Raw genomic sequence first — 11,615 nt, 5'->3', positions numbered from 1 at the left:
CGATTTATGGTGTCTCCCTGTCTCGGCTATCGATCCCTTGAACTGAGCATGAATTCCGTGAAGCTCGATCCAACAAAATATGGACTAGCACTGCATACCAGCAGTCCTGAACTAGGTCTCGCACTAAACAACTTTGCTGGAGATTCGCGCTTCCAAATTTGGGATTTAGGACGCGATTTATCCACCCATTTACACCATCATCTGGCTGAGTTTATTCAGCCGCAGACGTGGGCTGATTTGGAATTTATCTGTGTAGCAATCGGTCCAGGCAGCTTTACAGGGACTCGCATCGGCGTTGTTACAGCACGGACACTGGCGCAACAGCTGAATATTCCCCTGTTTTCCGTCTCTACACTGGCATCTGTGGCTTGGTCAGAAGCCGATAAAAGTAAACAACAAGGCAACGGAAACAGTGAAGAATCTTCACTCAACAATGCGATCGCTGTCCAATTACCAGCTCAACGGGGTCAATTATTTACCGCCATTTATCAAGTATCGCCATCCGATTCGAGACTCACTCAGATGTTACTAGATAGCGTAATGACACCGGCAGTATGGCAACAAAAGCTGGACAGTTGGCATCCCTATCAGCTAATTGATATCGCCGCTGGAGCTGGGCTAGGAGGAACCGTTTCGAGCGTACTAGAACTAGCCTATCTAGATTGGCAACAGGGAAGGCGTCCCCATTGGTCAGAAGTGCTACCCTTTTATGGTCAACACCCCGTTGAGGAGAAAACATCTGGGTAGAATAAGCGGATGCGATCGCTAAAAGATATCAAGCAGGCAACGTCTACAATAATTTCGACGCTATCTCAAAAATTTCCATGTATTACCACTTGGCGCTACTGCCGCATGGAAGATACATCAAAAATTCTGCTTGACATGGGAATTCGTTGATTAGTGGCTGTACTGTCTGCTACAGGCGAGCTAGAATCAGTAGCTTTAAGTCCAGATTCAGAGACAACAACTTGCTCAGCATTAGTAGAATTAGCGACAGCATTACCAACGTCAGATTTAACACTTGTATTCCACGCTGGGGTCTGTTCAGAGGAGCTTGAGCCAATAGTATCAACAATGTTAGTTTCTAAAGGAATAACAGTTTGAGCTTGAGAATTAGCCGCAATCAAAACAGAGCTTTCAGTTAAAATAAAACTAGCAAAGAAAAAATAAATTTAGTCACTTTGACTCAACTTACTTCAAACAAATAAAGTATTTTTTGCATAAGGAAAAATAATCTGTATCTGTCAGTAATTACAGATTTTTAAACCACCCCATAAGTTTTTCTGCCGTAAATGTTTTCAAGGGTACACAAATACAGCAAAACTTACAATTTCTATTGAGGTTGATTAAAGAGCAAAAAATAACAATTAGAGATTCTTGTAATTGCCACTCACTATATTTGCTTAACCAGATCAACAAAAAATTTAGCAGAGTCGTTCACAAATAGAACCAACTCTGCTAAGTATGTCACACAAATTCGCAAAAAACTTTTAAAATTACCGCCGCAAACTCCGGGGATCGAGAGCATCCCGCAGCCCATCACCTAGTAAGTTAAAAGCTAACACGGTAAGGATAATCAACAGCGCTGGCGGCCAGATTAACCAAGGTTGTAATACCAAAATTGATGCATTTGTTGCTAGCGATAGCATATTCCCCCAAGAAGGATCTGGCTGCTGAATTCCTAGCCCAATCAAACTCAGCACTGATTCCGCAACGATAAAACCAGGGATTGCCAAAGTTGCCGAGATAATCACGTAGGTAGCGGTCTGAGGCAATACATGACGAATGATAATGTAAAGCGGTTTCGCACCCATTGCGCGTGCTGCTTGCACAAATTCCCGCTCTTTAATGGACAGCACCTGTCCCCGAATCACCCGTGCTAACCCAGCCCAGCCGACGAATGAGGTAATCAGTACAATTAATAAGAATCGCTGGGCACTTGTCAGTCCTGGTGGTAGCACTGCGGCAAGGGCAACCAAAAGATAAAGGCTGGGAATCGTCATCAGCACTTCCACAAAGCGCATTAAGATGCTGTCGGTTGTGCCTCCAAAAAAGCCAGAAATCCCCCCAACCAACAAACCTAAAGGGAAAGATATGGCAATTCCCACTAGACCAATGCTGAGGCTGATTCTGCCCCCATGCAGCAGACGGCTGAACTGGTCGCGCCCCTGTTCGTCGGTGCCTAACACATTCAGTTTGCCTTCCCCAAGAGTGCCGAAGAGGTGCCAATTAAAGGGAATACCGCGAATAATTTCCACTTCATCAAATTTGGGTGGCAGCGGCAGGCGAAGCTGAAACAGTTGGTATTTGGGTCCCTGGACAAACAGGCGAACGGGTGAAGGTTTTTGGAAATCTACAATGACTTTGCGATCCCCCGTCTCTAAATCTGTCGGTCCCTGAGTCGTCGGATAAACGTGTGGTCCAATAAATTGTCCCTCTCGGTTGCGCCAGTAAATCTGAGTTGGTGGCAGAAGAGATGTATTTGGCTGCACATCACACAGACCACGCGACAGGTCATAAGAGTCACACGGACGATAAGGGGCAACAAAATCGGCTGCAATGACGCTAAGGTAAAAAATTAACAGGATTAAAGCGCCAAAACGAGCTAAGGGATTGTTTTTAAGTTTTTGCCACCAGTTCATAAAGTTAGTAGTTAGGAATTATGAGTTAGGAGTTTTAAGTTAAATCATAAGCTAGAATTCAGTATTTCCAAGCTGATTTTGATTCTTAACTCCTAACTCTCGAGTTTTCACCTGTCTAAGTTCCAACTACTAACTGTTCTTCCAGTTGCCTCCGCTCATCCTCGGCACTTTCGTGTTCCACAACAAACACATTCGAGTAGAGGTTGGCAATGATTTGTTTACCTTGCTGAGTTAGCGACAGGTAGCGCAGCGCATCTTGAATATACGGAAATACCCCATGCCAATAAAATTTGGGATAGTTCCGCCGCAAGTCTCCAGGATGCCGATAACCTAAGGCTTGATTGACGCCAGTTTCCTCAAACTCGTAGTACAGCGCCCCAATTTTCTTCAGGTAGCGGGGATCGCTTAACTGACCAATCAAATCAGAGGCCCGAACCAAGCCCGGATAATTAACCGTATCTTGATGATCCTCTGCTTTTGGGACTGGGAAACGAGTTAGTTCAATATTGCGCTTGATCAATTCCGCATCAATCAGTTTATGACCACCAAAGCGCTCTTCAATAAAGAGTTTGGCTCGATCTACGTGATACGGTGTCAAGCTGGCATCTGAAGATCCGCGAGGCACGGAAACCATTTCTGCATCTTGCCCCGTCGCATACAGTCTTTCGTAGTCTCTATCTAGGCGACACACGCCCTTCACGTAGCCAATATCATGGCAAACCAAGGAGAGAATAAAGTGCAACCAGTCTTCGCAGGACACCCCACCCTCGCGGATGTGTCTACCCCGCAAGATTTCTTGCCCGACCAGAGCGACTAAAATCGAGTGTTCGACATTGTGATAGAGGGCATCGCTATTGGCAATGTTTTCCAGAGCCATACCCCCCGCCCAGGCAATAATATCTTCGTAGTCGGGCTTGTAGCCGCCGTAAGTGCGTCGGTAGCCTTCACGAATCTTTTGAACAAAAGAGTCAATTAGAATTTCTGTAGCGTTAAACATCCTTAGTTCTCGCTGGTACTGAGTGCAGTGAGGGGGCGTTGCTGAATTGGGAAATGATTGAGCATGAGGCGATCGCTCTCACGGTACCCAATCATTTTGCTGGTGGCGCTACGCCATAAATCGCGTTAATCCGAGGATACAACCTTGTCCTCTGTCGAACGAAATAGATACAACCCCTACTCTTCCAGGATGCAACAAAATTTGGCGACTGGGGTTGTCAACTGTCATGGTTGCTCTGTGTTTTTCATCACAATCCCCTCTTTGACCGCCAAACGAGGGTTTGATATTGCCTGATGACCTGAGTTTGTTGAAAAATTAACGCCAGCACCGAGTGTCTTGAGGAAAGTGAGTCTCAACGCGATCGCCGACAACTCTGTAGCCCAAGAATCCGAGGCTACAAGGCTTTTGAGCTATTCTGGGTCAATTCGTTTCCTTTCGCTTTTGCTAAGCTAACATTCAAAAACGCTGGATAGCGCCAATTAATTTGGCACTATCCAGCGTTTTGTTAAAGATTGTTGACACGAGAGATGTTGTCAGATTTCAACCTCCCCGCACTGGCAGCAGTTTCTCAGTAGAGATTCACCAGGAGATTTAGAAGCTTTTTTTCCTGCCAGTTAACACTGGGGATCGGAAAAAGTTTAAGAGTTCTCGATTGACGGTATGGGGAACTTCTTGCTGCATCCAGTGACCGCAGTGACTGATAAATTTTAGGTTAAAAGGAGCCGAGATCAAGCGTTCCATGCCTTCGGTAAGTTTTCGATTCAAAAAGGCATCTTCTTCGCTCCATAAAATCAAAGTGGGCACGGTGACGGGATCGGGCGATCGCCCCCAGTGATGCAGCCAATTTTGAGGCGACAAAGAGGAACGATAGTAGTTAATCGCCGCCGCCAGAACCCCAGGCTTTGCCAATGCTGCCTGATACACTTGGGCATCCTCGGCAGAAAACGCGCCTTTGCGAACTGCCTGTCCGCGAAACACGTTATTAACAAAATCTTTTAAATTTTGCTGAATCAGCCACTCTGGCAAACCAGGAATTTGAAACGCAAGAACGTACCAGCTGCGACGCAGGTGATCCAGGTTTCCCGTCAATTCCTGCCAAAACCTGTACGGGTGTGGCGCATTCAAAATAGCCAGACGATTCAGAACGTCTGGAAACTTCTGGGCTAGATGCCATGCGATCAATCCGCCCCAATCGTGACCAACAATATGTGCCCGAACATACCCTAAATTCTCAATCAGACCCCGAATATCGGCGCTAAGAGTATCTAGGTCATAACCACTGAGGGGCTTATCCGAATCGTTGTAGCCCCGTAAATCGGGAACCACCACCTTAAAATGGCGAGCCAGTGCTGGGATCTGATGCCGCCAGGAATACCAAAACTCTGGAAACCCGTGCAACAGGATAACTAGCTCTCCCTCTCCTTGGGTGACACAATGTAAGCGAATGTTGTTGGTCTCAATAAAATGGTGTTGCCATGCACAATCAAGGGCAGTCATAGACATCTCTTCCGGCATCCGTCGCCAGGGGTTAGCACGTAGGTTTCTCACTTTTCAGATTAGCAGTCCTAGGAGCTAATCTGTCTAAAGAGAGTGGCGAAACCTTGCTACGCTAACTCCATTAGCCTCGCTGGGGCACGGCAGGACGATACTCAGAAGGTTTGATTTGATATTTGACTAGATTCGCTAGGTCTTGTAGCTGACAAATCGCTTCAGCCCCCTCTAGCTTCATTAATTCACGGTCATCCCGCATTTCTGTCCAGGTGATCCCATAATCCGAGACTAAAAAGCGAATTAGATGGTTGTCAGCGAGACTAACCATAAATGATGCGCTATTCATTTGGCCTCCGCAGGTATAGCAAGAAGCCAAATAGCCTCGCTGCTCTAGCACGATCGCCAGAGCTTGAAGGTTCATCACTAGATCCTGTACAAATTGACGGTGTTGCTCTGCAAGTCGTAGAAACACGGTTGTCCTCCAACCACCACACCTAAGTTTAAACCTTTTATACTTTCTTAAGATTTTGCTCCCCAAGGATGACGGTAAATTAATTGAGGAGCTTGGAAAATTTAGAGCTAGACGACTCCCTGATTTGCACCAGGTTAACTTGACTATATTAGAAAAGCCAAGTATCAACCATAACAGTTTGTGTGATACTCCTGCATCCTAGAGAGCAATGTTAAAGGTTGCTTCTAGCTAAAGACGGACTTAGCAGCAAAGTGTTGCGAGGGGTAAAATTATTGCTGCGTATAAGGGGAGCGATCGCTAAGGATAAGAATAATCAATTCAATCTAGTCCTATGGGCGAAGCCTACTTATAGAGTTTGAGACAAAGCATTTGATGGCTTTGGGAATGCCTATCGGCAAGACAAATCTATCAAATACTTCGTCTCTAAGCACTTCACCCAACCAGATGTTTAGGAAGGTCTAGTTGACCTGCCACCAACCAAAGGAAGGTCCGATGAAGCGGATAGTTACCCAAAACAGGATCAGGAAGCCGATACCGTACCAAGCTCCCTGACCGGAGACTTTCACAAACTGTTGTGCCTGAGTTTTGGTAATCGGCACCCAAGGAAGGATGTAGGTATCTTGACCATACTTCTCTTTGAGTGCTTCTTTCCGACGCTTGGATTCACCCATCGCTTTTGGTCATGCCTTTAGACATTTGTTTATCATAACGCTGGCGTGGAAGTCGCCGCTGAATTTTATTCATTAAATTACAAGATTGAGGCAAAGGGACGATCGGTGAGGGGTTTGGGAGAAGCTAGCGATCGCTAGTAAACCAGTTGCTGTCCAAATAGTTGATCCGAGCCAAAGGACTCAGCGCTTCTAGCACCTGTGAGCCGTAGCTGCGGTTATTAACGCGACCATCGAGGAGAGCAACGACGCCTCGGCATTCTCGCACGGGGGCGATCGCTCGCTGCAATTCACTCAAAGCTACCGGCAACAGATACAAGCGAAACCAATCTTTCCGCTGTTCCTTGTAATGGGCTACCCGACCCGCTACCAGGGGATTTTCTAGAGAAGGGATCGGCAATGTTGCCATCACTAGCAACTGGGGCGCAGGCAACACCTCCTGATGATGCCGCCAGAATTCCCATCCCGTAACCAGAATGCCATTGTTTGACAAACTGGTTTTTTCCACTTGTACGCGGGAGCCGAACTCCGCGGCCATCACAGATGCCACCTGGGCTTTTAATGGCGTATCCTCGACCAAGATCACCGCTAGTCTTTGAATGTTGGGATTCTCTGCCAGCGACCAATCCATCGTCTCAACTAGCTTCTGGACTTCTTGAATCAGAACTCCCTGAAATTGGGGTGTATTTGGCATGGGCAACCGATCGGGGAGATATAGCTGAATCAGTTCGTTCTGCCTATCTGGAGAAAACTTCAGACACGTTAAGTTGCCCAATCCTACCCGCTGACGATAGGCGATCGCTTCTGTCTCTAAATCCAGTGCCGCACCAATCAATACCACCGGCTCGTGGTGCCAGATTTTTGCTAAAGCCGTTGCCACCTCAACAGGACCGCAATACAAAGAAAATTGACCCTGACTCCGAGCAATTTCTGCCCACATGAGTTGGTCTTCTGCTTGCAATCGATGCCAAAAAATTCTCCAAGCCGGAGGTAAATTCGGTGAGAAAGTAAATTCTCCCCCTCTCCCACTCCCTCCCTCTCCAGAGGGAACCATTCTTGTCTCGACAAGGTTCTCCCTGCCTTCGACTCCTATTACATTCCCTAAGATCGCGTAGAGCTGTCTCAAGATGTCTTGCTCAGCAGGTGAAATCAGACAGCACTCGTAAGGATTGGCTGGATGCTGAAAGACGGCTTTTGTTAGCTGTACCCGCGCATCCCGGATTGCCTTTATCTTGCGGGGAAAAGCCAGCATCAAATCGTCCCAATCACTAGGTTGCAAGCCAGCAGTCAGTTGGTCGCGTGCCCACTCTTCCAAGTCATCGGCACCATCAAAAATCGTTGGAATGCCAAAAGGTATCCCACCCAGCCCTTTGAGGCGGTCAGCCAACCAAACCTCTGGAGAGATTAACAGCAGTCCCTGAAAGTCAGCGTCAGGCCATGCATCGCCTGTCAGGATAGCTTTTTCCGTTCCCATCCACTGTCGCATCTGGGGAATTTCCACCTCTAACAAGCTTTGCTGCACTGATTCCGGAGCCACCAGGATGACGGGTTTCCTCCATAGCAGTGCTGGCGCTAAGTAACTCAGGCGATACTTCCCCGTACCGTGCGAAGAAATCCCCGTTTGAATCAGGGCAGAACGCCCCAATCGTAAAGCCCGCGCCACTAGCCTCGCCATTGTCAGATGATGAGGCCAAGAACGATTCTCCTGCTCCCGAAGGAATGCACGTAGTGAGGAATGAACTTCTACCTCTATCACTTTAAATTTGAGACTTTGGAGTTAGGAAAGCAAAAAGTAAAAAAACTTGCTTTACATATTTTCTCTTTTTTTTTGTCTTTTGCCTGCTAACCTTTTTTTCAACTTTGCTGTAATTTTTCTAAATAATCAAATTCCTTGACAAATTCGATCAATGTACCTACGGGAGGGAGAATCGAGCCTTGCGCTTCCACCGAGTTGTTTTTCGGCAAACCGCTGGAATTAGATTGACTTTGATTCATAAATCGCTTACCAAAAACTGGGTGATGATAAACATTCAAGGTTTGATCTGTAGAATTATTTAACACTGTCTGGGTTGGAGCCTGGAAAAAGTTTAAATTTCTTTTCAATTCAGGAACCATTTTGAAAATATCAAGACTGCCGACTTGATTGATAGTTTTAGTAAGGGCGGCAGTTAGTTGCCTAATTCGCTGAGCATCTTTATGCCCTAGTGATGATTGATTTTGAGATTGAAGTAAGTTAACTAGGGCGCTGATATTTCTCTGAGTTGCTACTGCATCGTTGAAGGGAAAAATAGCGACGTAAGCAAGGGGAAATAATTGATCGTTGCTATCAATTCTGAAAGTGAGAATGGTTTTTCGAGCGCTGACTTCCAAACTGGGAGGATGGACGATCCCCGGATAATGCTTGGAGAGGTGATGATAAGTAGTGGCTAGCGCTAAATTTGCCTCTAAATCTAACGGTGCGTCCACGATAATTCGGACAGTTGGCAGCGTTTCGTTGAAGAACTTTTTTGATTCTTCAGTGGTGAGACGAAAAATTTCACTGCGATCGCCATCTGGACTCAAGTCAACCCACTCGCAGGTTACTCCTTCAGTTTTCAGACCGAAACGGGAGACTGCATACAGTTTTGCCCCGGTTAAAATCGCCCCAGTCAAGTCAGCTCCAATCCAATCGGCTTTAATCAATCGAGCCTGGGTGAGATCGGCGTGAACTAAGCTGGCATTGAGTAAATTGGCATTGCTAAGGTCTGCGCCGATTAAGTTAGCTCCGCTTAATTTTGCGCCGCTTAAATCTGCCCAACGCAGATTTGCGCCGCTTAAGTCTGCCCAACGCAGATTTGCACCGCTTAGGTCTGCCCCACTGAGATTGGCACGGCTGAGATTGGCTTGCCTGAGTTCTGTCTCTCGGAAATTAGCACCGCTCAAATCGGTGCGGCTTAAGTCAGTGCCATTTAAGTTTGCCTGCTCCAAGTTGGCTCCCGTCAAAAAGGCACCCCGGAGGTTGGCTTCATTCAAACTGGCGCGACTGAGATTGGCTTCTCTGAGGGTTGCTTCACGCAAATCGGCACCGCTGAGGTTCGCTGATTTGAGATTGCACCCACTTAGATCCGCGCGAATTAGCTCGGCTCGAATTAAGACGGCTTGGATGAGCTGCGCTCCCCCCATATCCGCTCGAATCAGGTTAGCAACGTTGAAGTTTGCCTGGTTTAAGATGGCATTGCTAAGATTGGCTCCACTGAGCCTAGCGACATTCAGTTTGGCTTGAGTCAAGTTAGCGGCTTCGAGATTGGCACCGCTGAGATTTGCCACGCTTAAATTAGCACCTGTCAAATTAGCGCCGCTGAGGTTGATGCCACTCAAGTTTGCCTCACTCAGGTCAATTGCCGCGAAGTTTCGCGCACCGGCTGCATATCTTACTATCAGTTCATCGACATTCATTTCGAGCCACCTTGCCAGCATTCTCATTTTATGGTTAGGAGGAGGGCGCTACCAGCAAGCCTTGAGGTTCATTTGTCGTTTTGAGTGGCTGGGTGAGTTTGCAGCAGATGAACCCTGGCTTTGCTTGCGTTGAGCCGGGATTTTCCCCGGCATCTATCTAAAGTTGTACAAAGTTGTACAAGCACTAATCTAGCGTGCCCCTCATGTAAATCTTAGAAGTAAGTTCTGTGAGGCATCCTCAAAATGATGAAGGATGAATGAAGAAATCTATTATGCTGCCTACCTCAGCTGTTATGGAAGGGCTTTCCTGAGGAAAATGTTGTACAGCGCATTTTGACTGAAACCTCAGTAGTGGCTGATTGGATTGTGGGGTAAGTCGGCACTGTATGCTAGAACATCATGCTAGAACATCGGTACAGTAGTCCCAGAGAGAAACCGTCTCCAGCCCTCCTGGTTTCGGGAAGAAAACCAAATTGCTCTTGTTTCCCCCATTTTTGGGAGAAACAAGAGGTTTATACCATTTTGGATTGTAGAAGATTTACGGCGATAGCGAAGCGCTGACTTGTCAGTTCGCGTCTGCGCCAGTAGCCATTTCCAGCAAGTTATTTGTGGCAACCTTACTGTGAAATAGTATTTAGACAGAACAATGAATATTGGGATTGTAGGGTTGGGGCTAATTGGCGGCTCGCTGGGTTTGGACTTACGAGCGGCTGGCTATCAGGTTTTAGGAATCGCGCGTCGAGAACAAACGTGTGTTGATGCGATCGCGCGTGGGGTTGTGGATGATGCAAGTGTGGATCTGGCACTCTTAGCATCTGCCGATGTGGTATTCGTGTGTACGCCCATTCGTGCGATCGCACCAACTGTACAGCAGCTCATTCCCCATTTGTCTGCCAACGCCATCATCACAGATGTGGGTTCGGTCAAGAAGCCGGTGGTGGAAGCGCTAGAACCGATTTGGACGAACTTTGTGGGGGGGCACCCGATGGCTGGGACGGCAGAAAGTGGTTTAGAAGCCGCTCAAACTCAGCTATTTGCCGGGAAAGCTTATGTGCTGACGCCGGTGAAAACAACGCCCCCCGCAGCCGTGAATATTGTCGAGGAAATCGCGCGATCGCTCAAAGCTAAAATCTATCAGTGCCGTCCAGAAGACCACGATCGCGCGGTAGCTTGGATTTCTCACTTGCCGGTAATGGTCAGTGCTGGTTTAATTAATGCCTGCATCAACGAAACCGATCCAGCCGTTCTAGAGTTAGCGCAACAATTAGCGAGTTCTGGCTTTCGGGATACCAGTCGCGTTGGCGGAGGCAATCCAGAATTAGGTGTGATGATGGCGCGGTACAATCGCGAGGAATTACTGCGAAGCCTTCAACAATATCGCCACAGCCTCGATCAAATTATTTCTCAAATTGAGCAAGAAGACTGGAACTCATTGCAGGAAAAACTTTCCATCAACCAGCAGACACGACCGAAGTTTTTGAATCCAGAATAGATTTCTGGCAAAAATCCCTAAGTGACGGATTTCCTAACTTTTCCTTTGTCCAGAAAAGAGAAAGATTTTGATTTCTTCTCTCTTTTACAGGGCATCTATTAGTGGGACTTAAACAAATATCAAGCCCAAACAAAGCCTAAACTCTCTTTATAAGCGATAAATACGTCCCAGTTGTGGTTCAACCACTCAATGAAACGACAAGACATCGCTGTACGAAATGCCTCTAAGGCTTCAGTAAAAGTGTTCAAAGGTTTATTTGCCCACCTGCGTCTGAGTCCGCCGGTTAGGGTGTGCCATAAAATGAAACTATATAGACCTATCCTTAATATTAACTTAGTTAAATGATGAAGTAATAATAAAATATTGAGCTGGCTAGCAATGACAAGTCCTTTAGTAATAATCGAATCACATCCCCAAG

The 11,615-nt window shown here is 46.8% G+C and carries 10 protein-coding genes and 1 pseudogene; 3 read left to right on the top strand and 8 right to left on the bottom strand.

The genetic code is table 11. The features are described from left to right. Nucleotides 1-48 precede the first annotated feature (48 nt). A complete protein-coding gene (gene tsaB, locus H6H02_RS17920) occupies nt 49-747 on the top strand; it encodes a tRNA (adenosine(37)-N6)-threonylcarbamoyltransferase complex dimerization subunit type 1 TsaB (RefSeq protein ID WP_190820203.1) in 699 nt (232 codons plus the stop codon). A gap of 9 nt (nt 748-756) precedes the next feature. Further along, entirely contained in the window at nt 757-897 is a 141-nt protein-coding gene (locus H6H02_RS17915) for a hypothetical protein (RefSeq protein WP_190820200.1), read from the top strand. 599 nt (nt 898-1,496) lie between these two features. On the opposite strand, the gene H6H02_RS17910 is transcribed toward H6H02_RS17915, so the two are convergent. The 7 genes from H6H02_RS17910 to H6H02_RS17880 all read right to left on the bottom strand — a co-directional run bounded on the left by H6H02_RS17910 (nt 1,497) and on the right by H6H02_RS17880 (nt 9,705). Next, nucleotides 1,497-2,642, bottom strand: coding sequence for an ABC transporter permease (locus H6H02_RS17910; RefSeq protein WP_190820198.1), 1,146 nt, complete (start codon nt 2,640-2,642; stop codon nt 1,497-1,499). Between the two features lie 115 nt (nt 2,643-2,757). Beyond that, on the bottom strand, nt 2,758-3,639 hold the full coding sequence (locus H6H02_RS17905) for an Npun_R2479 family HD domain-containing metalloprotein (RefSeq protein WP_190820196.1): 882 nt from the start codon (nt 3,637-3,639) through the stop codon (nt 2,758-2,760). Between the two features lie 591 nt (nt 3,640-4,230). Beyond that, the gene (locus H6H02_RS17900) at nt 4,231-5,142 is read right to left on the bottom strand and encodes an alpha/beta hydrolase (protein ID WP_190820315.1); all 912 of its coding nucleotides are present in this window, start codon (nt 5,140-5,142) and stop codon (nt 4,231-4,233) included. A 115-nt stretch (nt 5,143-5,257) separates the two neighbouring features. After that, nucleotides 5,258-5,602 (bottom strand): DUF1815 family protein, encoded by a 345-nt coding sequence (locus H6H02_RS17895; RefSeq protein ID WP_190820194.1) that lies wholly within the window; start codon nt 5,600-5,602, stop codon nt 5,258-5,260. Nucleotides 5,603-6,060: 458 nt separating this feature from the next. After that, a complete protein-coding gene (locus tag H6H02_RS17890) occupies nt 6,061-6,273 on the bottom strand; it encodes a DUF2839 domain-containing protein (RefSeq protein ID WP_190820192.1) in 213 nt (70 codons plus the stop codon). Between the two features lie 124 nt (nt 6,274-6,397). Then, a complete protein-coding gene (locus tag H6H02_RS17885) occupies nt 6,398-8,026 on the bottom strand; it encodes an ATP-dependent DNA helicase (protein ID WP_190820190.1) in 1,629 nt (542 codons plus the stop codon). A gap of 98 nt (nt 8,027-8,124) precedes the next feature. Beyond that, a complete protein-coding gene (locus tag H6H02_RS17880; RefSeq protein ID WP_190820188.1) occupies nt 8,125-9,705 on the bottom strand; it encodes a pentapeptide repeat-containing protein in 1,581 nt (526 codons plus the stop codon). A 646-nt stretch (nt 9,706-10,351) separates the two neighbouring features. Here H6H02_RS17880 and H6H02_RS17875 point away from each other — a divergent pair. Continuing rightward, nucleotides 10,352-11,197 carry a prephenate/arogenate dehydrogenase gene (locus tag H6H02_RS17875; protein ID WP_190820186.1) on the top strand — a complete coding sequence of 282 codons (846 nt, stop codon included), beginning with the start codon at nt 10,352-10,354 and terminating at the stop codon, nt 11,195-11,197. A 119-nt stretch (nt 11,198-11,316) separates the two neighbouring features. Here H6H02_RS17875 and H6H02_RS27225 read toward each other — a convergent pair. Beyond that, nucleotides 11,317-11,615: pseudogene (locus tag H6H02_RS27225) on the bottom strand (hypothetical protein); the annotation flags it as partial.

This window comes from Coleofasciculus sp. FACHB-1120, assembly GCF_014698845.1.
GTDB lineage: Bacteria > Cyanobacteriota > Cyanobacteriia > Cyanobacteriales > FACHB-T130 > FACHB-T130.
The sequence above is the reverse complement of the archived record's forward strand: the minus strand, read 5'-3'. Positions and strand labels throughout refer to the sequence as shown.